At 67.2% G+C, this 25664-nt stretch carries 33 protein-coding genes; 14 read left to right on the top strand and 19 right to left on the bottom strand.

Annotated features, from left to right (window positions below):
- Positions 1-4: 4 nt before the first annotated feature.
- The 13 genes from CEY15_RS15815 to CEY15_RS18220 all read right to left on the bottom strand — a co-directional run bounded on the left by CEY15_RS15815 (position 5) and on the right by CEY15_RS18220 (position 11385).
- Positions 5-247, bottom strand: coding sequence for a transposase (locus CEY15_RS15815; RefSeq protein WP_017836505.1), 243 nt, complete (start codon positions 245-247; stop codon positions 5-7).
- Positions 244-2019: an ATP/GTP-binding protein gene (locus CEY15_RS15820; RefSeq protein ID WP_245847668.1), complete on the bottom strand. Its 1776-nt coding sequence runs from the start codon at positions 2017-2019 to the stop codon at positions 244-246. Before CEY15_RS15820 ends, CEY15_RS15815 begins: the two co-directional genes overlap by 4 nt.
- Positions 2019-3509, bottom strand: a complete 1491-nt coding sequence (locus CEY15_RS15825) for an SCO6880 family protein (protein WP_095719237.1) — start codon at positions 3507-3509, stop codon at positions 2019-2021. Before CEY15_RS15825 ends, CEY15_RS15820 begins: the two co-directional genes overlap by 1 nt.
- Before the next feature lie 29 nt (positions 3510-3538).
- Positions 3539-5176, bottom strand: coding sequence for a hypothetical protein (locus CEY15_RS18535; protein WP_176475150.1), 1638 nt, complete (start codon positions 5174-5176; stop codon positions 3539-3541).
- Positions 5158-5979 (bottom strand): hypothetical protein, encoded by an 822-nt coding sequence (locus tag CEY15_RS15835; RefSeq protein WP_095719239.1) that lies wholly within the window; start codon positions 5977-5979, stop codon positions 5158-5160. The genes CEY15_RS18535 and CEY15_RS15835 overlap by 19 nt, the downstream gene beginning before the upstream one ends.
- Positions 5976-6596: a hypothetical protein gene (locus tag CEY15_RS15840; RefSeq protein WP_245847669.1), complete on the bottom strand. Its 621-nt coding sequence runs from the start codon at positions 6594-6596 to the stop codon at positions 5976-5978. Before CEY15_RS15840 ends, CEY15_RS15835 begins: the two co-directional genes overlap by 4 nt.
- Positions 6597-6610: 14 nt before the next feature.
- On the bottom strand, positions 6611-6907 hold the full coding sequence (locus CEY15_RS15845) for a hypothetical protein (RefSeq protein ID WP_017838656.1): 297 nt from the start codon (positions 6905-6907) through the stop codon (positions 6611-6613).
- Positions 6908-6911: 4 nt separating this feature from the next.
- Positions 6912-7211 carry a hypothetical protein gene (locus tag CEY15_RS15850; RefSeq protein ID WP_017838657.1) on the bottom strand — a complete coding sequence of 100 codons (300 nt, stop codon included), beginning with the start codon at positions 7209-7211 and terminating at the stop codon, positions 6912-6914.
- Between the two features lie 42 nt (positions 7212-7253).
- A complete protein-coding gene (locus tag CEY15_RS18215) occupies positions 7254-7895 on the bottom strand; it encodes a DUF6668 family protein (RefSeq protein ID WP_141244278.1) in 642 nt (213 codons plus the stop codon).
- 32 nt (positions 7896-7927) lie between these two features.
- Positions 7928-9433, bottom strand: a complete 1506-nt coding sequence (locus CEY15_RS15860) for a cutinase family protein (protein ID WP_176475151.1) — start codon at positions 9431-9433, stop codon at positions 7928-7930.
- Between the two features lie 176 nt (positions 9434-9609).
- Positions 9610-10353 (bottom strand): hypothetical protein, encoded by a 744-nt coding sequence (locus CEY15_RS15865; RefSeq protein WP_141244279.1) that lies wholly within the window; start codon positions 10351-10353, stop codon positions 9610-9612.
- Between the two features lie 30 nt (positions 10354-10383).
- Positions 10384-10716 (bottom strand): hypothetical protein, encoded by a 333-nt coding sequence (locus CEY15_RS15870; protein ID WP_095719243.1) that lies wholly within the window; start codon positions 10714-10716, stop codon positions 10384-10386.
- 48 nt (positions 10717-10764) lie between these two features.
- Positions 10765-11385 (bottom strand): hypothetical protein, encoded by a 621-nt coding sequence (locus CEY15_RS18220; RefSeq protein WP_141244280.1) that lies wholly within the window; start codon positions 11383-11385, stop codon positions 10765-10767.
- A 122-nt stretch (positions 11386-11507) separates the two neighbouring features.
- Here CEY15_RS18220 and CEY15_RS19125 point away from each other — a divergent pair, with 122 nt between their 5' ends.
- Positions 11508-11957 carry a helix-turn-helix domain-containing protein gene (locus tag CEY15_RS19125; protein ID WP_095719244.1) on the top strand — a complete coding sequence of 150 codons (450 nt, stop codon included), beginning with the start codon at positions 11508-11510 and terminating at the stop codon, positions 11955-11957.
- A 57-nt stretch (positions 11958-12014) separates the two neighbouring features.
- Entirely contained in the window at positions 12015-12593 is a 579-nt protein-coding gene (locus CEY15_RS15885) for a hypothetical protein (RefSeq protein ID WP_141244281.1), read from the top strand.
- Positions 12594-12871: 278 nt separating this feature from the next.
- On the opposite strand, the gene CEY15_RS15890 is transcribed toward CEY15_RS15885, so the two are convergent.
- The 6 genes from CEY15_RS15890 to CEY15_RS18225 all read right to left on the bottom strand — a co-directional run bounded on the left by CEY15_RS15890 (position 12872) and on the right by CEY15_RS18225 (position 17607).
- Positions 12872-14005 carry a hypothetical protein gene (locus CEY15_RS15890; RefSeq protein ID WP_141244282.1) on the bottom strand — a complete coding sequence of 378 codons (1134 nt, stop codon included), beginning with the start codon at positions 14003-14005 and terminating at the stop codon, positions 12872-12874.
- On the bottom strand, positions 13998-14414 hold the full coding sequence (locus CEY15_RS15895; RefSeq protein WP_067715278.1) for a hypothetical protein: 417 nt from the start codon (positions 14412-14414) through the stop codon (positions 13998-14000). The genes CEY15_RS15890 and CEY15_RS15895 overlap by 8 nt, the downstream gene beginning before the upstream one ends.
- A gap of 122 nt (positions 14415-14536) precedes the next feature.
- Complete coding sequence (locus CEY15_RS15900; protein WP_176475152.1) at positions 14537-15388, bottom strand: nucleoside hydrolase; 852 nt, start codon at positions 15386-15388, stop codon at positions 14537-14539.
- A gap of 641 nt (positions 15389-16029) precedes the next feature.
- Positions 16030-16404, bottom strand: coding sequence for a hypothetical protein (locus CEY15_RS15910; RefSeq protein ID WP_141244283.1), 375 nt, complete (start codon positions 16402-16404; stop codon positions 16030-16032).
- Positions 16405-16953: 549 nt separating this feature from the next.
- Complete coding sequence (locus CEY15_RS15915; protein WP_069388974.1) at positions 16954-17181, bottom strand: hypothetical protein; 228 nt, start codon at positions 17179-17181, stop codon at positions 16954-16956.
- A 168-nt stretch (positions 17182-17349) separates the two neighbouring features.
- Positions 17350-17607: a hypothetical protein gene (locus tag CEY15_RS18225; RefSeq protein ID WP_141244284.1), complete on the bottom strand. Its 258-nt coding sequence runs from the start codon at positions 17605-17607 to the stop codon at positions 17350-17352.
- 361 nt (positions 17608-17968) lie between these two features.
- On the opposite strand from CEY15_RS18225, the gene CEY15_RS15925 reads away from it, so the two are divergent.
- From CEY15_RS15925 to CEY15_RS15980, 12 genes are all read left to right on the top strand, one after another.
- On the top strand, positions 17969-18220 hold the full coding sequence (locus CEY15_RS15925; protein WP_141244285.1) for a glutaredoxin family protein: 252 nt from the start codon (positions 17969-17971) through the stop codon (positions 18218-18220).
- A 46-nt stretch (positions 18221-18266) separates the two neighbouring features.
- Positions 18267-18608 (top strand): hypothetical protein, encoded by a 342-nt coding sequence (locus CEY15_RS15930; protein ID WP_095719251.1) that lies wholly within the window; start codon positions 18267-18269, stop codon positions 18606-18608.
- Positions 18609-19099: 491 nt separating this feature from the next.
- On the top strand, positions 19100-19642 hold the full coding sequence (locus CEY15_RS15935; protein ID WP_067715289.1) for a hypothetical protein: 543 nt from the start codon (positions 19100-19102) through the stop codon (positions 19640-19642).
- A gap of 133 nt (positions 19643-19775) precedes the next feature.
- Positions 19776-20060 (top strand): hypothetical protein, encoded by a 285-nt coding sequence (locus CEY15_RS15940; RefSeq protein WP_017838461.1) that lies wholly within the window; start codon positions 19776-19778, stop codon positions 20058-20060.
- A 112-nt stretch (positions 20061-20172) separates the two neighbouring features.
- On the top strand, positions 20173-21594 hold the full coding sequence (locus CEY15_RS19030) for a ParB/RepB/Spo0J family partition protein (RefSeq protein WP_095719252.1): 1422 nt from the start codon (positions 20173-20175) through the stop codon (positions 21592-21594).
- A gap of 381 nt (positions 21595-21975) precedes the next feature.
- A complete protein-coding gene (locus CEY15_RS15950; RefSeq protein WP_069388970.1) occupies positions 21976-22218 on the top strand; it encodes a hypothetical protein in 243 nt (80 codons plus the stop codon).
- Positions 22219-22379: 161 nt separating this feature from the next.
- The gene (locus CEY15_RS15955) at positions 22380-23285 is read left to right on the top strand and encodes an ArdC-like ssDNA-binding domain-containing protein (RefSeq protein WP_095719253.1); all 906 of its coding nucleotides are present in this window, start codon (positions 22380-22382) and stop codon (positions 23283-23285) included.
- 174 nt (positions 23286-23459) lie between these two features.
- On the top strand, positions 23460-24254 hold the full coding sequence (locus tag CEY15_RS15960) for a ParA family protein (RefSeq protein WP_067715302.1): 795 nt from the start codon (positions 23460-23462) through the stop codon (positions 24252-24254).
- A gap of 4 nt (positions 24255-24258) precedes the next feature.
- Positions 24259-24585, top strand: a complete 327-nt coding sequence (locus tag CEY15_RS15965; protein ID WP_095719254.1) for a hypothetical protein — start codon at positions 24259-24261, stop codon at positions 24583-24585.
- A gap of 4 nt (positions 24586-24589) precedes the next feature.
- Positions 24590-24868: a hypothetical protein gene (locus tag CEY15_RS15970; RefSeq protein WP_095719255.1), complete on the top strand. Its 279-nt coding sequence runs from the start codon at positions 24590-24592 to the stop codon at positions 24866-24868.
- Between the two features lie 84 nt (positions 24869-24952).
- Entirely contained in the window at positions 24953-25246 is a 294-nt protein-coding gene (locus CEY15_RS15975; RefSeq protein WP_095719256.1) for a transposase, read from the top strand.
- Positions 25243-25664, top strand: a 422-nt coding sequence (locus tag CEY15_RS15980) for an IS3 family transposase (protein WP_141244286.1), incomplete at its 3' end; no start/stop codon positions are given. The genes CEY15_RS15975 and CEY15_RS15980, both read left to right, overlap by 4 nt.

The following is a 25664-nucleotide window of genomic DNA, read 5'->3' on the forward strand; positions in this document are numbered from 1 at the left end:
GTCACTACCGGCCTAGCTGTGCCCGCAGTGCGGCGTTCTCGGCTTGCAGTGCCCGCAGGGTGGAGGAGTTGTGGGCCATCCATGCCCCGGCTGCGACCGCCCAGCGGCGCACGGAGTCGCGGCTGATGCCGAACTCGCGGGCGACGACCTCTGCCGCGGCGGAGGTTGAGGGGAACCCGGGCTCCAGGTCGACCAGCCGCTCTACGACCTGGTTGCGGAAGGCGTCGTCGTACGGTGAGGCGTTCATGCGATCGCCGCCTGCTGGGACGAGGGCGCGGCGTCGAGGAACTCCCGCAGCCGAGTGTTGGTGTCGTGGATGTTGGTCGCCCGCTCGGTATGGGTCAGCTGCACGTGGATCGGGATCCCGTGGGTTCCGTCTTTGGACGGTTTGAGCATGAACATGCCCTGACCCAGCGGTCGCTTCTTCTCTTGGCGTAGCTGTGTGCGCTCGATCGGAGCGCCCTTGGACCACGCGGTGATCATGGCCGCCTCCGCATCGCTGAACTGGAGTACGCCCTTGAGGCGGTCCAGCTCTCCGGCGGGCAGACCGCCACAGATGACCATGCCGGCCCGCTCGATGAAGCCCATCGCGGTCTTGACGTCGACCTCATTGGGCAGCGTTTCCAGGTCGCGTCCTGTGTGGGTGATCATCAGCAGTCCCGTGCCATCGGTGCGGTTGAGCCTGGTGAGTTCGTCTACTCGCTGCACCATCCCCGCGCCGGCTCCGAGGGTCGCCCACATCTCATCCAGGATCGCCAGGAAGTAGCGCTGATTGGCCAGGCCGCAGTCGGCCAGCACGTGCGCGGCCTCCATCGCCCCGTAGGCATCCGACCAGCACGCCAGCAACACCCCTGCCTTGAGGGACTGGTCACCGCGCGAGATGGCCGAGACGTCGATACAGATCGCGGGGGCGTCGAGGTCGATCTTGGTGGTGGTGTGCTCAGCGAAGACCTGTCCCATCACCCCGTCAGTCAGTGACTCCAGGGTCTGTACGAGGGTCTGCACGGTGCGGCGATACTCGGTCTCGTCGGCCACGAACAGCGCGCGGCGTAGCCCGTCGTTACCCGACCGAATGAAGTCGATCAGATCGCGCAACAGCGGTGGCGAGGAGAACGAGAACTGCCCGGACTCTCGCATGGACCGCAACGACGCGGAGATCACCAACCCCTCGAAGTCGGCCAGGGTCCGGCCACGGATCAGCTCGGCCAGAGCCATCACCATCGTCACCTGCCGGGAGTGCACCGACTCCTCGGTCTCGGTGATCGCCTCGGCCAGCCTGGTGTTGTCCTCGCCCCGGGCGTGCAGTTCCTCCAGATGAGCACGCATCACCGGGATTGCCTCCCCTAGCGCTCCCGCGGCCAGCGGGTTCAGGTGCCCGTGACCGTGGCCCAGCCGGATCACCTGTCCGCGCTTTCCGGCCGGGGTGACCATCGCGTCGGTCACCGCCACGTACTCGCCCTTGATGTCACCAGCGACGATCGGCACATGCCCTTGGGCGACTGCGCCGATGAACTGCTTGCGAATGAGTGTCGACTTGCCCAGACCGGGTAGCGACAGCACAAAGGCCGAGGGGTTGCCGATGATCCCCGCCTTGAACCACGACAGCACGTCCCCCGAGACGTCCTGCCCCGTTTGGGCGTGGACTCCCAACGGCACACCCACTGCCGGGGCGGTCGCCCCCACCACCCACGGGTTGAACCCACAGCCGTAGTTCGTCGAGGTCTGCGTCGCACCAGGAGCAGAGGCCACAGCCATACGGCCCGAGAACGCGCCCTTGAACCCGCGACCGTCGACCGAGCCGTATCGACTGGTGAACCGGGGCTTGCGGTAGCGGACCTGAGGCGCCTGTCGCGCGGTGCGCACCTGCTCGGCGCGCTCCGGGTGCTCATCGCACCATCGCTTGTACGCCCGACCTGTCGGAGTCACCACCCACGGAGGCGGCGCGTCACCCGCAGTGACGCGCGAGTGCAGCTCCTCGAGCTCGGCCGGCCCGATCGGGGTCTTCGACCGGCGCGCCATCACTCGGCCCTCGCAAAACTCGAGATCGTGGACTTCTGATCGAGCAGAACGCCCAGGCCCAGGCCCGCGGCGAACGCTGCATCCTGCTGGCCGTTGGTCGAGTGCAGCCGTAGCTGCGATCGGTTGCCGAGTTGGCCGATGATCGCCGCCCCTTGGTCGAGCAGCTCTGTGTCCCGCAGGGTCAGGGTCACCAGCAGCGAGTACTCGCCGAGCTGCCCACCTCGGGCCAGCGCTTGCCGGGCGGCCTCGGTGCGTTCCAGACGTAGGCCCGCCGTGGCCTTACCGATCGAGCGGGTCTTGTTCGCGGCGTTGACCGCGTCAGTGTGCTCTTTCTCCACCTGCCGCTGCCCGTCACCGGCGGCGATCGGCCGGTACACCAGCGTGATCCGTTTACGCGGGATGTCCGTTTTCGGCTCCAGCAGCGGCCGCAGAACGTGGTCCGGGAAGGCTGCTGCCGGCGGGGCGGCCATCTCGAAACTGCGCGAGACCCAGTCTTCGTGCCGGTAGTGGTTCCACTTGGCCACTGCCGTGGCTGGACCGGCATCCTCCCAGTCCACTCCCAGCGGTTCGGACGCCAAGCGTGCCCTGTTGATGACCTCCTCGAGATCCGGGCGATAGCAGCGCATTGCCAGACCCACCGCGGCCTCCGGGCTCATCGGCGTGGCCGACACCCCGGCATACTCGAGCCGCTGATACAGGCCCGGAAGTCGGAACCCCAGGTCCGTGGCCATCGCCTCGGGGTCCTTGCGCTGCATCGCTGTAGCGGCCTTGAACGTGATCGCGATCCAAGACCGGGTCACCAGCTTGCCGCGAGCGAACTCCACCGCTGATTCGGCCTGAATCCTGCGGGCGATCTCGGGCGTGGACTCGTCTACCGAGTTCTTCACTGCCGCCATGAGGTCCTGGCCGGTGGTCGGGTAGGACTCGACTGTCACCGTGGCGGCCACCACGTCGTCGTTGAGCGAGAGGTCGGCCAGCCAGGCTCCCCATTCGGCCGTCATGTCGTTACGGTTGGCAACCGTCAGCGGCTCCTGCCCACGCGAGGACGCATTGAGCAGGACCGTGTACTGGTTCAATGCTCGGTCTCGGATCAGCGCGAAGTCATTGCCCGCCACGTCTCGGCCGACGTGCAGCTCGGTCTTGGCCAGTGCTCCCGGTAGCCGGTATCGACCCCCCGGCACTCGTGAGTTGGGTCCGGACCGGTACACCGTCGACCCAGCTGCCTGCGCCCGCCAGAACTGCCATCTCATTTGTGCCACCTCGTAGAGAGTTCGATTTCCGATACGCAGCACCGCCGGGGCCAGGTACCCCACCGCCAGCACCGCAATGAGCGCCCCCGCGCCCAACCCGCCCTGCATCAGGACCAACATCGCCACGATGAACGCAACCCCGGCGATGATCGTCGCCCGCAACGGCAGGCCGAACATGCCCGTGCGCTGCGACTTCTCGCCCAGCGTGTAGAGCCGCAGGTCCGCCTGCTCGCCTGTCATAGACACCAGCTGTCTCCTTGCGCGCTCTTCTATCGGTAGTGATGGGGAGTCGGGTGCGCGGCCAGGGCACCGTCGAGCATCTGCTCGGTGGACTGGGTCATGCGTGCTGCGCCATGCGCCGCCGAAGCCACCGCGCCAACTCCCGCACCCGCCAGGCCTGCAACAGCACTGGCGCCGCGCCCCGCGCCGGCCACCGCACCAGCAACTCCGCCCTGAGGCTTGGCGGCCGCACCGCCACCGCTTGAGCTGCCGCCCCCCGCCGGGCTTGCGCCTGCTGGTGAGCCCGCCCCCGCTGGCGCCGCTGGGGTGGGGCCGGAGCCCCCACCTGACGGCGGGGTCGACGACGAACCAGACGAGTGCGGCCCGAGGTACGCCGCCCCGTTCGCCGCGCCCTGGCCACCAGATCCCGACGCCGCCGGGGAGGCCGCACCCGCCATGCTCTGCGACGCACTGCCCAGCGCCGCCCCCGCGGCTCCTGCGACAGCGCCGGTCGCGCCAGCGGCGACCGCACCGATGCCGGCCGCACTGCCGCCAGCCACTGAGGCGGACACCGCCGGGGCGACCACCCGCATCAGTGCCGGGAGAACCAGACCCGCAGCAGCCAGCAGCAGCATCGACGACACCGCCTCCATCACCGACGGCGCCTGTGTCCCCGAGGACATCCAGAACGCCGCCAGGTACAGCAGGGTTGCTACCGGCTTGAACAGCAGCGCCGCCACCACGAAACCGATCATCGACTTGAATGCCTGCTTGCCCGTGTTCATCGCAAACGATGCCGCCGCGAGCGGCAGCAGACCTACCACCACCACCAGCAGACCCTCTCGGACCACTAGAGCGACCATCTGCGCCAGCGCTCCCAACAGGGCGAACACCACGAGAATCAGCACCGCCGCCGGACCAAGGCCGGTCTCCTCGTCGATCAGAGCCACCGCATTGATCGCCGCCGCGGGATCCCCGCCCAATCCATCGGTGAGCCACTGCGCCGACACCGCATCCGTGGCCAAATGCAGGGACAAGATCACCACCGGCAGGGCGGCGCCGGCCAGAACGAAGTTGAACACGAGCTGGCCGACGTCCTCGAAACCATCACCCAAGCCGCGATTACGAGCGATCGCCATCCGAGTGCCTGCCACGATCAGCGACACCACGAACAGCAACGCCTGCGCCCACAGGGTCAGATTGAATATCCCCTCGACAGAGGAGGCGAAGTCAGCGCCCGAGAACGGCGACTCCTTGATCCACATCGTCATGATCAGCGCCAACGACTGCGCGTTGCCCTCAAGTAGCGATTTGACGAAATCGCCAATCGGATCGCCCCAGAATCCAGAGGCAATCGCCTCGGCCGCATCGGTTGGATTGAGTGCCGCGCCGACGGTGTTGCAGGCGGCCGACTGAACACCCCGGACCGGGGCCGTGAGCGTCTCTCGCAGTCCGCCAGCATGGGCAGACTCCCTCATCCAATCGTGTGCCCCCGTATCGGAGAGCAGACCGCCGTCAAGGAACCCGCCGCCGACCTCGCCGTCTCGGCACTCCTCGTAGAACGACTGGAACTCGTTCTGATCAGTGTTCTGGGCGGCGGCTGGCGCCGCCACCGCGACCGAGGCCAACACAGCGGCCAGGAGAGCGACTGCCAGTTGCGTGAGGCGTCTCAGATCCACAGCACCCACGACCGATCCAGCTCCTCGAGCGCCGGCAAAGACCGCCCAGAGACGATCTCCCACTGTTCGCCGGTCCAGGCAACAGACACGCGAACGACTGGATGCTCGGTAGCGCTCACGTCGATGGTGTCGACCTGGCCGACTGCGTCCGCCACCGACGGCATCGCCGCATCGACGGTGCAAAACTCGGGAGAGCAGTGGCTGAAGCGGAACCACCGGGGAGCTTGAAAGCCCTCGGCGGCCCGAAGTGCTTGCCCCTGTGCCGCCGTCCCGCGGTTCCGGAGCTCCTCAAGCAACCCGGGCTCCTCCGCGACGAGCTCGGGGGCATAGCGCTGCATGAAGTCGGCGTACACCGGCCCCATCTCCAGGCCCAGGCCGATGTAGTTGGCGGTGAGCAGGGCTGCTCCGCCTGGTGAACGGGCGTAGCCAGTCATGACGTCTTCCTCGACGTCGGTGGGGCCGTCCGAGGTGGACACCATCAAGGTGGTCCCGCTCGGAACGCGCTGCAGTGTCAGGCCTGATGGTGCGGCCACCTGTTCGGTGCCGGCGGGGAACGATCCAGCCTCTTCGCTCTGCCCTAGGGGTTGTCCTCCGGGGACCTCCACGACCGTGACTTGCCGACCCACGAGGTCACTTACCACTCGCCCCGGCTGGACTGCGGGCGTTGAGACGACAGGCGCCGAGGTCGGCTCCGGCGCAGGCGCCGCTTGGCCGGCTTCTTCGTCCCGTCCGGTCATGGCGATGACCACGACCAACACCACCAGCGACACAACCAGTACTGCAGCGGCGGTGATCCACGTCTTCTTCGTCATTGGTTGTCCTCGTCCCAGGTCGTGAACCCGTCCAGCGTCTGGATCTCGGCGGCGTCGATGTTGTCGGCCTGCGTGGGCAGAACGACCTTCCAGTCCGCCCCGGTCCAGGCGAGCTGCACCGGGTAAGCAGCCAGGAGGGGCTCTGGCTCGTCGGCGGACGGTGGAGTGGAGGTAGCCAGCAGCACGATCGCCCGCTCGGGTGAGTAGTCGCTGACCTTGAAGCCGGAGAACGTCGTCGCCACCGCCGGGTCAACTGCTCCGGACACGCTCATCAGCACCCGGGCTTGCGCCCACTGATCGCGTCCCGGGCCGGGAGCGGTCACCGTGCGCACCACCTCGGGCCAGGTGGCATCCGGGGCCGTGGCCAAAGCCGCCTGACCGTTCGCCGCCGCCAGCGCCGCACCCTGCGGCGTGTGGCTGTAGCCCTGAGGCGGGGACGTCCTTGCCGGGCCGTCGGCACGGGAGGTGGGAACCTTGAGCCCTGCGACGTTGCGCCAGGTGAGGTCGGCAGGCGCAGCGGCGACGTCGACGGCCGGGGCCTCGGTCTGCTCATCTGTTGAGCAGGCTGAGATGGGTAGCAGCAGCGCTATCGCCGCAGTGATGAGAACCCGTCGCACAGCTATCTCTCCTTCTAGATGAAAACGTCGGCGATGTGGCCGGCGGAGGCCACGATCAGGCACCCGACGATGACCTTGATGGTGATCGCCTGGATCGAGGGCCCGTACTGGTCGATCAGGCGGTTGTCGATCGTCAGCAGCGCGCCGATCGCCATCACCCCGGCGACCAGGACGGCGGTGGCGCCCCACTTCACCCAGCCGACTGCCTGGGTGAAGCGGGTCATCGCCTCGGCCGGTGGTCCAACAGGACTGGTCGGGGGCAGCACCGCGCCCGGATCCTGTGCCAGGACGGTCACCACGTCGGCGAGCACGGTTCTAGGAGACCAGCGCGTTGACGATGGGGCCGGCCAGCATGATGAGCAGGCAGCCACCGATGATGCGGGCGACCGTGGCCTGGACCTCGTCGCCACGGCCCGACGAGCGGGCCATGATGAAGTAGGCGCCGGCGGCCATTACGCCCATGATCCCGATCGCGATGCAGCCCCACATGAAGTACGACAGCGCGGTGTCGACCTTCACGCCCGCTCCTGGGATTTCCTGTGGGGACAGGTTCTCCCCGACGGCGATGATGTGCTCGGCCACCGGGGCGGCGGCGTGAATCGTCTCGACAAACATGGAGTTCTCCTTGTGGTCTGGTGCCCACGGATGAGCTTGGGGTCAGGACTTTGTTGTCCGGCCGCGCCACCGCTCGGCGGCGGCGGTGAAGACCTCCGCTGCGGCGGCAGCGACGGACGTCGGGACCGCGTCGGTGGGTGCTGGTGGGCGGGCAAACCGCTTCACCACCGGGGCGGTGTAGTTGGGCGTCCACGTCGCCAGCTCGGGCGGTGTGGTGGTCAGCAGTTCGGGAATCCAGTCGATGTGCCAGCTCGCGCCCGCCGCAGCGGCGACGAGCTCGCGGCGGCGCGACAGCGACAGTGCCGGTTTGTCGGGGGTCGCCGCGACGGTCACCAGGCCCAGTAGTGAGCATCCGCCGACCGCCCCGGCCTGGTGTTGGAGACACAACCGGTGCGCGGCGTCCAGGCCCGCGGCGTGCATCCGAGCGACGACGACAACGAACGGCGTGGCATCAGCGGCGGGCCATCCGCGCCGACTGTCCGCGGCAGGTGCCCACATCGACTCCAAGGTGGACACCCCGGCCCCGCCGTGAGCGCCCAGTAGCCAGATCACCGGCGCCCGCCCTGCCGGACGCGGCACCGGCGAATCCCACACCGGGGCCCGGTCCCCTTCAGTGGGGGCCGCCAACCACCCCGGCACAGAATTTGACGACCGGTCGCTGGGAAGCTTGTGCGCGCTGGTCATGCTCGCCTCCTTGTCTTCGTCTGCCGCCCGGCTCACGCAGTCACAGAGGCCAGGGCCTCGGACAGGGCCGAGCGGTCGGCGGTCTGCGCAGATGCTGCGAGCTGCGCCAGCTGGTCTTCCCCGGCCCCGGATCGAACTAGCTCCCTGCGATCCAGACCAGTCGACGAGGACCCTGGCTGCTGGTTCACCGGCTCGAGGCCCCGCGAGATCGCGATGTCGTTGGCCGCCGCGATCGCCCACTGCTGGGTGATCGCGGCCGGGGACTGACCCGACGCCGAGAACGGGGTGCGGTCGTACATGCCGTGTGCGTCGATCGCGTTCCAGGTCTGGGTCTCGGTGGCCATTTCCACCAGACCCGTGGTGTCGGTGACCGTGTGCTCGATCTCCCCGACCACTCGCCGCAGCCCCGAATCCACCGTCGCCGGAGTGATGACCTCCGCCGCGGACACTGCGAGCTGGCCGACCAGCACCGCCGCTCCGGCTGCTGGATTCGCAGCCCCCGCCAACGCGATCTGCGCAATGTTCTGCGGCGTCAGCGTCTTCTTGGCCACGGTGATGGACGCCGCCAGCGCCATGCCGGCGAGCTTGGTCCCGGCCTCCACCAGCATCGCGGTCGGATCGGTTGGGGTCTGGATCTGAGTGGGGTCGCTATACCGCGCCATCCGAGACAGCGTCGTGTTGCCCCGGCTGGCCGGGGCAATCGTGAAACCGCTGCCCTCGGAGTACTCCACGTCCTCCGCGATGGTCTCTGCCGCCGTGAACAGCACCGATTGACCAGTCACCTGGGCCACGTTCACCAATGCCTGCACCGGATCTCCCCCGGTCTCGCTCTGCCCGGCGATGTTCGCCACGACCTGAAACAGGTCCGAATCCGGCGGGGTATCGCAGGCCAGATCCCCCAGGACACAGAACGACGCGACACGATCGGCCACCGCACCGAAATCCGGGGCTGAGGTGTTGGGCGAGATCCCGCGCCCCTCAGGGGTCGGCACCCCCTGGCCGAGGCTGATCGACGACACCGCGGTTCCCTCAGTTCCCGGGACCACTCCCGGACTGGTGCGGGTCGGGCCCTCCTGGAACACCGGCGCCCCCTGCGCGCGGGTGGGATCACTCATCAGCGCCGCCCCGGCGAACTGCTCCGGATCGACCGGTCCGGAACCGGCCCCGATGTCTCGAGCAATCGCTGAAGCGACCTGAGCGCCCTGGCTATAGCCCGAGACGAAGATCTTGGTCTCAGGGCACCGCTCGATCGTCTCCTCGATGAGCCTCTTGCCGTTCTCGATACCGACGGTGACGCTCTCGGCATAGCTCGACTGGTCCTCCGACGGAACAAACCCGCCGAACGACGCCGGATACGGCACGTACGTGCGGCTCATCCGCGTCTCGCCGTCAGCGTTTGCCGCCCGCACGGTGGGACTGACCACCCGGGCCATCCAACCGGTGTCTGCGCCGGTCTCGGAGTTCTTCGACGACTCCGTCGTCCCGTTCACCGCAACGAGCTGCACCAAGGGGCACTCGTCGCCTTCGGGAAGTTCCACCTGCGAGGTCCCACCAGCCGACGACGGTACGGATACCGTCGAGGTCAGCGGGCTGGGTGTGGTGCTGGTCGGAGTAGTGGTCGACGTACTTTGGGCGTGAACCGCCCCGGATTGCATGACTGCCACCAACGAGGACGCAGTGACCACAGCGCCGATTCTGGCTGCATTCCTCGACTTCATTCCCGGGCTCCTTCGGAGTGCTCTTCGATCGACACGATCTGGACCTCGCCGTCTGTGCGAGTGGTCTTTACGCGCTGGTTGTAGGTGGTTTCTGTGCCATCGGGTGCGGTCTCGATCAGCTCGACCAACGCCGCATCGTCGCCGTCGTCGACGACCCGAAGACAGTGCGTTGTCCCCCGGGCAACGGAGTCGATGCCCTCCTGGAGCGCATCAAGATCGGTGATCTGGGAGTCCTTCGCCAACAGCGGCTTCATCTCGTCGGCATCTCGCGCGACGTAGTAGGCGTGTTGGAAGGCCAGGACGACACCGGCAACCGACTTTTGATCGCCTTTGCCGTTGCCCGAGACGGCGGTGGCCGACTCGGAGATCTCACACTCCGACTCGGCCACCGCACCGCCCTCGTCTGCCGCCGCTGTCGGTGGCAGCTTCAACGTCGGAGAGGCCGACGTCTCCGGGCCCGACAGCAGGGAGGACATCACCCAGGCGCCGGCGCCGATTACCACCAGCACTGCCGCGACGACGCCTACAAACAGCAATCTGACGCGCCCCCGGTTGTCGGCTCGACCTGGCGTGGTCTGGTCGGCAGCCGGGATCGGGTCGGGTAGGTCGAACCATTGCTCGTCAGTGGAGGAAGGGCCGGTGGGGACTGCCTCCAGATGACGGGCCTCCTCCCGATCGTCAGCAGAATCTGACGGCTCTACGCCTGAGAACCACTCGGGCTGATCGTCGTCTGCACTCACCACTAGCCCCTCTCCCCTGCTCGATGTCGGTCAGTTGAAGTGGACCGGCGGGACGCCCGGGATGGCCAGGCCGTTGATCGACCCGGCGGCCGCGTCCTTGGCGTTGTTCATGCCGTCGTGGAACGCGTTCTCGACGCCCGTTGCAGCATGGGGGTTGCTCGCCACCGCGCCGCCCAGGCCGAGCGCTGCCGACCCTCCGCCGGCGGCGACACCGGTGCCGACGATTCCTGCGGGAACTGCCCATGCGGGCGCGGTGGCAACCGCCGCGGCGGCACCGGCCACGGCGGGTGCCGCAGACGCGGCCGCGGCCGGGATGGCGGTGTTAGCGATCATTCCGGCGATGAGGAGCGAGATCGGATCCATGGTGGTTCTCCTTCGGTGTGTGAGTGAGCACTGGCGGTCGGTCGACCGTCAGCCGATGTGGAGCTGCTTGGGGGCGATGGGGGCCTGGGGCGTCACCGCGCCACGGCCGCCCAGGTCGATCGTGAGTCCCGGTGCGGGGGCCGGGGCCTGCTGGACCGGCGCAGGAGCGGGCGCCGGAGCTGGCGCTGGAGCGGGTGCCTGACGGACCGGTGCCGGGGCCTGCTGCACGGGTGCCTGACGCACCGGAGCTGGGGCCTGCTGCACGGGCGCCTGACGCACCGGAGCTGGGGCCTGCTGCACGGGCGCGACCGCCTGCTGGACCGCGGGAGCCTCCGGGGTGGCAGCCTCCGATGCTCGCTCTCGACGAGGGTCGGGATTGTCTTCCTTCTTCGCCTTCTTGACCTCGGTGGCGGCGGAAATGCCGGCTTGCTGCGCCACCGGCTTCGCCCGCGCTGTTGCGGGAGCGGGTGTCGCACGAGCCGTGGCCCGAGTGGTCGACGCCTGACCCTCCACGACCCCGGCCTGAGCCGTCGTCGCCTTCGCTGGCTTCTGAGCCTCGGTGACACCTGCCTGCGTGCCGGCCAGGGCGAGGGTGACGCCTCCGAACGCGACAATCGCTGCGGTGGTTCCGATGAGCGCTCCCCTGAGCGCGGTCCGAGAATGGTGCATGGCCTACCCCTGTCGCCGTTTTATAGTGACACCCTAACCCCTCCGGGGCGCATGTCAACGTCACTATAGGACGCAACCGTAAAGTCGTGGGGAAACATCAGGACGGCGACGGAGGAGTGCACATGGGAAGGGCCTCAGCCCATGCCTTCTCCCCCGAGGTTCTTGTCGATTTGCGTCGCAGTGCGGGTCTTTCGCAGGCTGCGCTGGGTGATGCACTGGGGGTGAGTTCGGGCTCAGTCCGTGCTTGGGAGCGGGGTCGGAAGATCCCTCAGGCGGATATGTTGGGCCGGTTGGCAGAACTGTTGAGTGCGGCGCTCTCGAGCACCGTTACCGTTGCCGACCTGGTCGACATTCCCGATACCGGCAGAACTCTCGCTGACTGGCGTGTGCTCCGAGCCTTGACCCAAGGTGAAGCCGCGCGACGCGCTGGCCTCTCCACCTCGCATTATGGGGCGATTGAGCGTGGAGACAGCCCCTTGGCGGCGCATAGTGTTCCCCATCTCGCTGATGCTCTGAGAATCACCCCGGACGAGGTCATCGCTGCCGCAGGTGAGGGCGGGCAGGGCGGTTAACTGCTTTTGGGCCTGTCCACAACGAACTTGACAGGTGTCCGGCCTAGGCTTGTGGACATGACAGCTCGACTTGCCGACGCGGTACGGAAGAGGCGCGCCGAGCTCTCGCTCAACCTGATTCAAGTCCGGGACCGGGGCGGCCCGCGGGCGCCCATCATGGTGAGAATCGAACGCGGAGACACCGAGGTGATAACCCCCGAGATCCTCGACGCTCTTGACCGGTCGCTGGAGTGGACGATCGGTAGCGCTGCGAGCACTCTTGGAGGAGGCACTCCCACTCCCCGAGAGACGGCGGAAGTGCAGTTTGCACCGTCGGGGGTCACGATCTCCCACGGCGAGGTCGCTGCTCTCACCGCCGCCACATTCCGGTTACAGCAGCTTTCCAGTGACCGCGCCCAGGATTCCGACCTGGTCGAGGCTATCGAGGACCTCGCCCAGGCTGTGGCCCCGCTATATGGTCAGTTCATCACGGAGTTACTGGCCGCGAATACCCACGGACTTGGTAGCGATATTGTCGTTGACGCAGTAGCTCCGCTGCTGGCCGAGCGTGCGGACTCCGAACTCGACGAAGGCGCTGCGCTGCGTAGATGGCTGGCGATGCCGGACGCCAAACGTGATCGCGGGGAGGACGCATGACGCAAGCGGACCGACTTCAGCAACTCATATGTGTATGGCGTGACCCCTCTGGCGGGATCCGCACCGTCGAGGAAATTGCTGCGCACACGCCACCGACGGTTGGCGTTACTCCCGAGCTGTTGGGAGACGTTCTCGCGGGGAAGACAGTGCTCACCGAAGCCCAATGCGAGGCTGTCGCTGCGTTCTTCAAGGTCCCCGGTCGCTACCTCAGCGATGGGGACGAGAATATTCATGAGCAGCTGGAGCTGCTCAGGCACCTGGTGAATGCAGGTGCAAGGTCAGTCCGACTGCGGGGCAAACCGGTCGACACCACGCGAAAAGCCCTTCTCGCTGCCGTGTCCCGCCGTGTGTCGTAGTTGCTTGGCTCGCTGCCACTGCACCGACAGCTCCCCCGCCTGGCCGACGGCGTCGACGGCAAGCAGACCCTCGTCACCGAGATGGTCTGTTCGCCTGTCGCGCTGCATCGCCGCGTCCTGAATTGCGAGTGCGAGGACCAGTGCCAGAGGTTCGGCGCTTACTTTGCGAGCTGCGCGCATATGACGGTCGTTCACCAGGGGCGCCAGATGAGCAAGAGCGTCGACGCTCTCCACGATGGCTCGGAGGCGCTGCTCCTTGCCGCGCAGACTCCACGGATCACTGAGAGCCACCTCAGGGCACGCCGTTCTCAGGTCCAGCCACATAGCCGTCATCGGATCGACCCAGCTATCTTCCGCTCCACGGTTGGCCACCAGTGCCGAAATGACGGCACCAATTGTCAGAAGAACTGCGAAGACGACCCCATTTGGTACACCGCGGCCGTCTAGGAGACTGTGATCATCTCGAAGAGCGCTGAACCCCACGGCCACAAACACGGTGAAGTTGTCGATGACCAGGAAGGCGTAGACCAGCGTCACCACCGCGCCGACTAGCCGCGACCGGCTTAGTCCCCAGGAGCCGATGAGCTGTTTGACCAGCAGAAACAATCCGACCAACGTGGGAAGACAGAAGATGGCGAAGTACCACAACGCCCAGCCGCTTGGAGCAGACTCCATTTGGTCACCGGCGCGTGGGGCTACAGCGGCAGTGATGACCAGTAGCACCGTCAGCCCGCCGCTAATGGCGTAGAGGACAGGCACCAGCCGTGGGTGTTTGACGTCGCCCTGCGTGGCAAACCAGAGCAAGATCACGCCAGCCACCGCCACGAGGCACGCTCCATGAATTAGTGCGCGCAGGATCGCTGCCCCAAGGAGCGGTTCAACGACGTCGTAGATCGGGCCCACCTTCAATGTCAGGGCCACAGCCCCCGCGGCCAGTGATTCGGTTAGTCGCCGGGGTGCTCCACCGCTGCGTGCCGTGTACACCCGCCACAAGATCGCCGCCCAGGTGATCGCAAGTAGCGTGAAATCGAGCCAGGCTGGCAGCAGATTACGCATGGTTATCCACCCCAAAGGCGCGCCATAGCTCCCGCCCACCAGACGTTTCCTGGGCTTGGCGCAACTGCCTCTCGACCTCGATCCCGGTGGTCATACGCGCAAGGATGAGTGTTCCGAGGAACTCCGCTTCGTACTCCTCTAGCGAAGAGTGGTTCTCGCGTTTAAGCAGGCGGTGAACCTCGCTCAAGTCCAGATCCGGAAAGTACGCGTCCATTCCGTGGGCCGCGTCCGGCGTGGCGAGGTCTCCCCGATGTCCCAGGAGCAGGTGGGCGATCTCGTGGGCCGTCACGGCGTCTTGGTGCCACTGCGGTGTGCCGGCACCAAGAATGATGTGGTCCGCAGAATCGAACTGGACCAGCAGGCCGCACGCCTCCGTACTCAGCGCTCCCTCCATCTGCTCGACTGTCACGGGTCTCCCCCGCTGTCGAGAGATCTCCCCCAGCAAGGACTCTCGAGTCCACGGCCGCGCGCAGCGAATGCCGCGTAGTGCCCGCCGCGCTCGACGACGAGCCATGAACAGCTCGCGTCTGTTCATGCCAGCGCTTTCGATACGGCGGACCGAACGACCCCAGCACAGGACTCATCGGCTGGAACCGTCAGCATCCGGTGATCGCCCCCTGGCGTTCCCCACATTGAGGAGCCGACGAAGGTGGGGGTCACCCACTCCCATTTCCCCAACTCAGATCCGACCGCAGCAAGAGCGGCAATCGTGTCGTAAGCCGACGGAGACCACACCTGCCGCCCTGCCCGCTGCGCACAATGCCACCCGTAGGCCTCGTGAATCGACCGCTGAAAGCGCCCGCTGGCCGTGGTCGAACCGAACTCCGACTCTCTGAGCCATATGTGCTCCCCAGCGTTGATCGTCACCCAATCCACGCCGAGATTCTCGACGACCCATGTACTCGCGGCAATGTCTACCTCCGAGTTGGGATCTCGTCCCGGGTCCGACTCTCCGACGATGCCGGCGCCACCGACAGCAAAAATGCGCGGGCTCGATTGCGGCTTTGCCGCAGCTAGATTGGTCATCGGACCTAGACAGAGCAGGACATCCTCCGACCCCGCCGATTCGCAGAACTCGAGGATCGCCTTGGGCGCGGCGTGCGGATCGCCTGGTCGATCCGGCCTTGAACCGTGGCCGCCCAGCCCATCAGGGCCGTGGACCAGGCGGGGCGTGAAGGTGGGACCCGGCACAGGACCGGCAATCACCGGTATATGGTGTCGCATCACCGCGAGCACGTCGGCAACATTCTTCGCCGCTTGCACGGCTGAGGTGTTCCCCGAAGTCGTGGTCACGCCGATGATCTCGACCTCGGGACGGCTCACCAGCACGGCCAGGGCCAGGGCGTCGTCAACGCCGCAGTCAGTGTCAATGAAGATTCGCACCCAAGCAGGGTATGCGAGAAACGCCGACACCGGTTTATAGTGTCGCCATGGCCATCAGCGGCGTGTCGTCCGCCATAACAGTTACAGATACCGGTAGGAATGCGGTCATGGCACAGCCACACAAGGGTGATCGACGACTCGTCGGTACGCGTCTCGCGCGCGACGTCCACGATGAGGTTCAGCGTCGGGCTGCCGACGCTGGCACATCGGTATCCCAGTACGTCGCAGATGTCCTGGCCGCGCACGTCGGCCGGACTGACGAGATCCGAGAGACCCCCGCTGATGCCCTGTTCCCACGCCACCAATTAGAGGAGCCGCCGCTCGCAGACATCGCTTAGCGCATAGAACACGCGCACACGATCAACTGCATAGCGCACCCACACAAAAGCGATCGCCCCCCGGAGGCAACCGAAGGGCGATCTTGAGAGTGTGACCGGAAAGAGTTACCAGCTCGAACCGGTTTTTGGTGCCCAACTGAAAGGCAGAACTGCTTGCGAAGCTGTTCTGAGGGTAGCTCACACCCTGTGGACGTGTCCAGCACCGCCGCGCCGGAACTCGTCTCGACTGAGCCAGACCCTCCAACCACCATTACCGTCGTCGATACTGCGGCCCTCGCGGAGCTCGCGGCTCTCCTGGCGGACTCAACCGTCCGCGCCTGGGCCCTCGCTCCGACCCAGGGCGACAACCAAGCGATCCAGGTCGGTAGCGGCAACGCCGACCAGCTCGTGCGCCGCGCTCGCCTCGGCACTGAAGCCGCAACATGGGCCATCGTCGCCCAGCCACGTCCAGAGCTGGTCGCCCTCGACATCGACGAGTGCGCCGAACTGGTAGTCCCCGAGATTCGTCAGGCGGCTGCGGATACTGCGACCGTGGTCGTCGCCGCGGTCGCCTCCGGGCGCGACGACTGTCTTCACCTCTGGTGTATTCCGGCGACCAGGCACGGCCGCGACGAGCTCCTGCGACGTGTCGCTCTCATCCGTGAGCACCATCGGCTGCCGGCCGCGGCGATCGACCACCGTGAGGGCAAGGCCATTCGACTGCCGGGCAGCGTAAGCCTCAAACCCGAGGGGCGTCCCGCGCAGCTCGTCGACCTCGAGACCGGGAGAGCGACTGACGTTCGCACGGTAATCCGAGCTGTCCAGGCCTCGCTTCCTCGCGACGCGCGGGGATCCGCGCCACAGCGGCTGCGTCGTCGACAGCCGGCTCCCTCAGCCATTCCCCTGCCCTTGCCGGTTGACGACGGCACGCGCCTGGTGACCGAAGCGCCTCGAGCGTGGCGCCGGCGCGCACAGTTCACGCCCGAGGACTGGGCGATCCTCAACGACGACACCCGCCGCGACCGGTCCGCGGCCGCCACGGACGCCGCGTGGGTTCTTTGGCGTCACGGCATCCGCTCGGCGACCGCCGCGCTGTGGTGGTACCAGCGCACTGCTGCTTTCGGGAAGTTTCGTCAACGTGACGAGGTGTCCCGCCGGGACGGCCGGACTTCTGACTGGTCCGCCTGCCGGCAGCACTGGGCTTCGATCGCCCAGCGTGCGCGAGCATTCCGCCCAGAGATCCCCGAGTCAGACCGCCGCACCCTCGACGCAGCACGCGAGGAGATCCGCTGGTGGGGTGATGCCGACCTCCAGGCAGCTGCCGCCGTGGTCATCGACCGGTTCAGCGACGGGTACGGACTGGCGAGCCGGCCGATCGCTCGCCGAGATCTGCAGCTCGCACTCCACCTGTCCGACGGCGCAGCGTCCGACAGGCTCGCGGCCCTGGTTAAGCGAGGGCTGCTTGTCGTGAGCCACCCGTGGAGCTCCACCACCCCGCGGGAAGCCACCCGGTATGACCTCGCGGTCCCCGCGACCACTTACCGGGGGGAAACCGACCATGACGTCACAAGCCCTGCGGTGCCCCTGCAGCACCCCCTCTGGGGACTCCTCCGCCACACCAGCCGGCGAACCCTCCTCACCCTGCTACGCCACCCCGCCTCCCCCACCCGCCAACTCGCTGCTCTCCTGGGCCTCCCTCCCGGGGACGCCACCCACGGGGTCCTCCACCTCCTCCGGCAGCTCGAGGACGCCGGGCTCGCTACCCGGGCGGGCAGCGGTCGCGGAACGCTCTGGTCCGCCGCCTCCACTCTGGACCTGGACGCCGCGTCCCGTCGTACAGGTGCGCTGACGAGGGCCCAGGAGCTGGCCGCCCGCATCTGCGGTGAGCGCGCCTGCTGGCACGCCGAGAGTCACGCAGAGACCGCGCGGACTCTCCGCGGGCTCCACGTTCTTCGCGCACGTCTCACTCACGCTGAGGCTCGCGGGCAGAGCCCTCGCCCACACCCTGCTCCGCGGCGCCGCACCCATCCTCGCCCTCCCCGTCGAGCAGCCCCCCGCGGTCGCCACTCCCCTCCGGTGGGCCCGACCGCCGCGACGCCAGCGCGAGAGCGCCGGCCTAGCCACGCCCCTCGATCTGCTCCCCCGCCGTGATGTCACCAGCGTCCACTGCCTCCGAGCGGTCGTACTCTTGCCCCATGCACACGGGCTCTCCTGAACTGTCCGAGTGCCGCACTACGACTACGCTGGGGGTGCCGTCCCAGCCATGACCGGCTTGCTCGTCACGCTCTACGGACGCGAGTCCTGTCCGCCGTGCATGAGGACCAAGAAACTCCTGGATCAAGCTGGTGTTGCGTTCTTGTACGTGGACGTCGACGAAGACCCGGACGCACTCGAGGGACTCACCGAGCAGGACTGGGTGACCGCCCTGCCAGTCGTCATCACCCCAGAACTCCAGTGGTGCGGCTACCGGCCTGAACACATCAGGACAATCACCACCAGGTACGGGCCCAGCTAAGCTGAGTCGCAGACGAACAGTCACCCCACACTCGAAAGGACCAGCCATGGTCATCGACGGCAACGTCATCGAAATCGGCACCCTTAACCAGCTCAAATCCGGCAGCAGCGTGCTTACCATCAAAGTGCGACACCGCGCCTACAACCCCACCGCCCGCACCTTCACCGGCGAGGTCGTCTACGACGTCGAGCTGCGCAAGCAACTCGCCGAGAACGCCCACACCAGCCTCACCATCGGCGACGACGTCATCATCGACGCCGACGAACACGACCTGGCCGCCACCATCTACACCGACAGCCACGGCCAGAACCACCCTCAGCTCAGCGGCGCCAAAGCCCGCAACATCGGCATCAGCATCCGATCCGAAGCGCTGCCCGTCGCCAACTAAGAGCACTATCTGCCCGGCCGCCGCGGGTCGACTGGGGCCAGCTCCCGCGTGCAACACCGCCCGCAGACTCTCGAGGCGTAGATCCCTGGCCGTGGACGCCGGCACTGCCAGGCTGTAGGGCGAACCGGTGGGCGGCCCTCTTTCCCTGCCACCGCGATTCTTCGTGCTCCACTGCCGGCGTCAAGGTCGGCGCCGGCTTCGCCGTCGCCCGGACGGCCACGACCAATCCGCCCCGCGCTGCGCTTATTTCGGGGCGGATTCCCCGCAGCAGTCCGGGTGCCCTCTCTTGACCCCGTTCGCTGCACACGAAAATCGGCAGGTGTCAGGGAAAGGGGGACACTGCGCGAACGGCACAGCCGAGGCGGTGGCGCGAAAAACCCGCAGGTGAGAGCACATTAACGCACCATAGACGTACCATACACGCATGATGCGTGTACAATAGAAGGCAGAGCCGGGAACACCCGCTCACCCCGCACCCGAAAGGAGCGACCATGCTCACGTCGCCCACGTTCACCGTCCCCGGCGCCGAGGGGATCGCCGCCGCCTACGCCGAGATGCGCCACTACGGCGTCACCCCGCTCGTGGCCAGTGACTGGCTCACCGAGCAGATCGAGGCCACCGCCCACCAGGACATCGCCCAGCAGGTCGAGCGCAACCACGGCGCACCCGCCGAGCGCCCCGTCACCGTCGACGCTCGCGTCCGCCGCGAGATCGACCGCGCCATCAACGTCGCCGTCGCCGTCTACAACCGCCAGCGCAGCCGCGTAACCAACCTCGACCAGATCGCCACCGAGGCAGGAGCCGCAGCGATCAACCGCGCCGCAGTCGCCCGCCAGACCCGCACCAACGACACCGACCGCGCAACCCTCATCGAACCCCGGGTCGATACCGTTCAGGTCACGCCGCATATGGCCGTGCACTACGTCGCCGCAGTCCTCACCATCGGCCCCCGCGCCCGCGCGATCTCCGCACGGTTCACCAGCAACGGCAAGAACGGCGTCCGCCTCACCCACTTCGACGTCCTGATGCCCTAACCGGCCGCTGGAGGGGGTCGCCCGCCTGGCGACCCCCTCCAGCGCATTTCACACCCCACCCCTCCCCCACAACACCCGCGCCCAGGTGTCCACCGAAGCCGCCGACGCCCACGAACCGTGCCACTCTGGCCGCATGACCACCGCCGAACCACTGCGCTCGACCAACCTGCGCGAACTCATGCGCGACACCGTCAACCTCGCCCGTGCCGGAGACCACCGCGCCCGCCGCGTCACCATCGGCCCCCGAAGCGGAATCGTCACCCCCCACCACTCACCCGACGGCGAGCTCGACGCCGCAGACCTCGCCGCCCAAGTGTGGGCGATCGGACACGACGAACCCTCCGACACCGGCACCTACACCGAGGGCTACTACACCCACCAAGGAGTCCCCCACATCGTCTACGCCCCAGCGCCATAACCGCAGGTGAAAGCACATTAACGCACCATAGACGTACCATACGCGCATGGCGCGTGTATGCTAGAAGCAGAGCAGCCACAAGGCCGCTCACCCCGTACCCGAAAGGACCACCGTGGACACCACGATGAACCTCATCCACGTCAGCCCCTCCGAGCTGACCCTCGTCTCGAACATCCGCGACGCCAAAGCCTCCGACGACCTGGTCGCCAGCGTCCGCGAACACGGCCTCCTTGAGCCGATCAACGCCTACCGCGACGACAACAACGACCTGGTCGTCAAGCACGGCCACCGCCGCACCCTCGCCGCCGTGGCTGCCGAACTCGACCAGGTCCCCGTCATCGTCACCTCTGCCCCGGCAGACGACCTCGACGGCAAGACTGACCTGATCGCGGCCCAGTGGGACGAGAACCAGCAGCGACAGAACCTCACCACCCGCGAGCAGGCCGAGACCATCGCCCAGCTCGCCGCCTTTGGCGTCTCCCCCGCCCAGATCAGCAAGCGCCTGCGCGTCGACCGCTCCACCGTCGACGCGGCCACCACCATGCCCGACACCGACACTCTCGACCGCTACGACCTGACCATCACCCAAGCCGCCGTCGTTGCCGAGTTCGCCGACGATGACCGCGCCGTCGACAGCCTCGTCCGTGCCGCCGCCACCGGCCAGTTCGAGCACCAGGCCGCTCGCCTGCGTCAGCAGCGGCAGATCGCCGCCGCCCTGGCCGAGGCCCGCGCCCAGTGGGAGGCCAAGGGTGTGCCCGTCCTCGAAGGCTGGCCCGCCTACGACTCCAAGGGCGAGTGGGTCGACAGGCTGGTCGACGTCGAGACCGGTGAGAAGGTCACCATCGACCCAGACAACCCTGGCGACCACCTCGCCGTCCGGCTTGATGCCGACTTCACCACCGTCCTCACGGCCACCGGGGAGCCGGTCGACCCGTACGAGATCTACGAGGACGACGAGGAGGACCGGCCCGAGGACGCGATCATCCGGAGCCAGGTCCACGAAGCGCTGGTAGTCCAGACCCGCTGGTACTGCGACGACCTCGCCGCCCGAGGGTGGAAAACCCCGTGGAGCACCGCGTCCCAGGGCGAACCGACTGAGGAAGAGCGCGAGCAGAAGCGGGCCGAACGACGCGACGTCATCGCCGCAAACAAGGCGTGGCTTGCCGCCGAGCAGGTCCGCCGCGACTGGCTCAAGACCTTCTGCGCCCGCAAGGCCGCGCCGAAGAACAGCGCCGCGTTCGTCGCCGCCACCATTACCACCAGCCCGCACCTGCTCTCCGCGGACCGACTGCGAGGCGAGCGCGAGACCTACCTGACGGTCCCGGACACCGAGGCGATGACCACCGCTAAAGCCACCATGACCAGCCTGGCCATGTGCCTGATCGCCCACGAGGTCAACACCCACAAGGGCTCCTGGCGACACATCGACCGCCGCACTGTGGCCTACCTCCGGTTCATCGAGGACCAGGGCTACGCCCTGTCCCCCGTCGAGCGCCGCGCCTGCGGCGACCACGTCGACACCGACGAGCTGTAAGACCCCTCCCGATGCCGGGCTACCGTCCATGCGACGGTGGCCCGGCATCTGGGTGGGCACTGGTGGGCGGCCCTCTTTCCCTGCCACCGCGATTGTGCGTGCTCCACTTCCGGGGTCAAGGTCGGCGCCGGCTTCGCCGTCGCCCGGCCGGCCACGACCAATCCGGGTGCCCTCTCTTGACTCCCGTTCGCTGCGCACGAAAATCGGCAGGTGTCAGGGAAAGGGGGACACTGCGCGAATGGCACAGCCGAGGCGTCAGCCGCAGAAACCCGCAGGTGAGAGCACATTAACGCACCATAGACGTACCATACACGCATGCCGCGTGTACAATAAAAGACAGAGACGGGAACACCCGCTCACCCCGTACCCGAAAGGACCACCATGACCAAGCCAGGCACCCTGCTCGAGACCTTCGATCTCGAGGTCCCGGACGAGGGCCGCACTATCGCGGCCGAAATCCGGCTCGTGACCAATCCCGACGGCACCGAAGTGCTGTGGCACTACGAGAACGGCCGCGCCGCGTTCGTCCACCCCGCCCGCCGCTGCACCAACTGCGCCGAGGTCATCACCTCCGGCCAGAGCGGCAGCCGCTGCACCGGGTGCACCGACCAGCTGCACCTCTAGCCATAGTCCCCGGCCCGCCAATCGGCGGGCCGGGCCCGGCGGACCCGCAGCAGGTGAGAGCACATTAACGCACCATAGACGTACCATGCACGCATGATGCGTGTACAATAGAAGACAGAGCCGGGAACACCCGCTCACCCCGCACCCGAAAGGAGCCAGCCATGGCCCGCAAGACCTACACCCCGCAGCAGAAAGAGGCCGCCCGCGCGGCCCGCGCCGAGAAGGTCGAGCAGATGCACGACGAGCTGTCCGCCGCCGTCGACGCCCTCACCGACTCCGGCGAGTGGCGGCGGTGGCTGGACTTCCTCGGCAGCTTCCACCGCTACAGCTTCAACAACACGCTGCTGATCCAGGTGCAGTGCCCGCACGCCACCCAGGTCGCCGGATTCAAGGCGTGGCAGGCCAAGGGCCGCCAGGTCCGCAAAGGTGAGAAGGGGATCCGGATCTTCGGCAAGCCGTTCCGCCTCGTCTCCGAGACCGACGAGGCCACCGGAGAGACCACCCGCAAGGCCATCAAGTGCCCACCGCCCGTGGTCAGCGTGTTCGACATCTCCCAGACCGACCCCATCGAGGGAGTCGAACAGCCCACCGCCCCCGTCGCCCAGCTCCAGGGCGACGACCACGCCGCCCTCTACGAGCGCATCAGCCAGTGGATGACCGGCCAGGGCTGGACCGTCACCCGCGAGCAGATCCCCGGCGAGTCCAACGGCTACTGCACCGTCGACGGAACCCGCCGCATCGTCGTCGACGCCGACCTGTCCGACGCCCACGCCGCAAAAACCGCCATCCACGAGGCCGCGCACGCGATCTTGCACACCGACGACGACGGCAAGCTCACCACCGAGCCCGACCAGGCCACCCGCGAACTCGAGGCCGAATCCGTCGCCTACGTCGTGGCCGGGCTGCACGACCTCGACACGAGCGACTACAGCGTCGGCTACGTCGCCAGCTGGAGCGGGGGACAGGCCGACACGGTCAAGGCCACCGCCGTCCGAGTCCAGGAAGCCGTCCACCTCATCGCCGACGCCCTCACCGACGAAGACCAGGACGAGGAGGCCACCGGCTAGGCCGGCGGAGCGGTCGGGCGTGGCGCCGCTCCGCTAAGCGCCACGCCCGACCGCCGGCCACCCTCGCATCATGCACGCACGACACGCCCCACACCCAAGCATCACACGTGCTCCATACCCGCACCATGCGCCGATATACTCGCACCATGCACGCATAACGAAGGGAAAGCACCCATGACCACGGTCATCGCGATCGCCAACCACAAGGGCGGCGTCGGCAAGACCACCACCGCCCTCATGCTCGCCCACACCGCCGTCGCAGGCGGAAAGCGCGTCCTAGTCATCGACCACGACGCCCAAGGGGGAGTAGCCCTCCGCATCCTCGGAAACCGCGACCCCGACGGACACACCCTCGCCGACATCTACGCCCGCACCCCAGGCGTCACCCTCGCCGGCGCCACCCACACCACCCGCCGCCCCGGCCTGGACATCGTCCCCTCCGGCCGCGGCAAACTCGCCGCAGCCCTCCAAGCACTCGGGGGAGTGGCCCCCGGAAAAGTCCTACACAAAGCCCTCGACACCGTCCGCGACAACTACGACCTCGTCATCATCGACTGCGACCGCGGCCTGTCCCTGGGAACCATCAACGCCCTCTACTCAGCCGACCGGGTCCTCCTCGTCACCGAACCCGAAAACGACTCCTTCAACGGCATCAGCGACACCGGCGAACTCGTCGACGAGATCAACGAAGACCTCCGCCCCAGCCGGCCCCTGCCCGACCCCGACATCCTCATCAACCTGCGCGACACCACCCGCACCGCCACCCACGGCCGCGTCGCCACCGAGATCCGCGACTGGGCCACCCAATCCGGCTACACCGTCCACCCCCACGACATCCCACGCCGCGCCTTCATCGCCGAAGCCGCCGCCAACGGTCAAGGACTCGACGAGCTCCGCGACATCGCCGCCGTCACCGTCCGCGACAGCTTCCACGAGCTGCTCACCACCCTGACCGCCGAAAGGACCTGAACCCATGGCCGCCACACCGCCCGTCCGCAAGCGCAAGACCACCGACAGCCTCGTCGCCCAAGCCGCAGCAGGGGAGAGCACCCCACAGCCGGCCGACGCCCCCGAATACCGCAACTGGAACATGCGCCTGCCAGCCGACCTGGTCGAACGCATCTGGGGCACCTGCGAAGCCCTCGACAAGGACGAGGACCTGCCCAGCGCCGTCGCCTTCACCGTCCGCGCCTTCGAAGAGCTGCTCGACCGCCTCGACGCCGAATACAACGACGGCAAGCCCTACCACTCAGACACCAGCCCCTTCCGCGCCGGCGGCCGCACCACCTACAAGAGGTAGACCCATGCACATCGTCACCATCACCACGACCACACCCACCGGCGAACTCCTCCACCAGGACACCCTGACCACCACCGGCAGCCACGCCGAAGCACTCGACCTCGCCGCACACCACGCCGCAGCCACCACCATCGACATCCACGCCGACGACCCCTACAAACACCACGCCCACCTCATCGCCCTGGGCGACGAACCCCACGCCGTCATCGCACCCCGCATCACCCCAACCGGACGCACCGACCTCCTCGCCACCCTCCGAGCCACCACCACCCTCACCCACTAGAACCACCATCTGCCTGGACCGTTCCCGTTCTGGTGGACACGCGGAGATGAGCGGAGAGTTCCCCCGAGATAGAGGGAGCAGATTATGGGATCGACTCGTCGGAGCTTCACTCCCGAGTACAAGGCCAACGCGGTAAGTTTGGTTATCGATGATGGTCGTGCGATCGCCGAGGTTGCACGCAGTATCGGCGTTCACGAGATGACGTTGGGGAAATGGGTGAAGAAGTCCCGAGACGAGGGAAACGGCGAGTCTGACCGCCCGTTGAATGAGGACGAGCGGGCGGAACTCGAGCGTCTCCGCGAAGAAGTGAAACACGCCCGGATGGAGGCGGAGTTCGCAAAAAAAGTAGCGACCTGGTTCGCGAAAGACCCGCGGTGAAATTCGCGGCTATCGCGGACTGGGCTGAATCCGATTCCTATCCGGTCACGTTCATGTGTGCTCAACTCGACGTATCGACTTCTGGCTATTACAAATGGCGTGGCAAATCCCGCTCAGCTCGAGACCTGCGGGACGACGAACTGACCACGCTGATCGAGTGCCTCTACGAGCGTCTCAACGGCCGCCCTGGCGTTCGTCGTATGCGCGCAGAGCTCGCCGCCGGCGGCCATCGGGTCTCGCACAAGCGGGTGTGGCGGCTCATGAAAACCGCAGGCCTGGAAGGCCGCCACCCGAAGGCGTGGAAGCGCACCACCGTCGCCGGAGAGCGCCCCGTTCCTGCACCTGACCTCGTCGGCCGTGACTTCACGGCGGCCGAGGCGAACACCAAGTGGTGCGGCGATATTACTTACGTGCGGAC

The organism is Dietzia natronolimnaea (assembly GCF_002289575.1).
Classification (GTDB): domain Bacteria; phylum Actinomycetota; class Actinomycetes; order Mycobacteriales; family Mycobacteriaceae; genus Dietzia; species Dietzia natronolimnaea_A.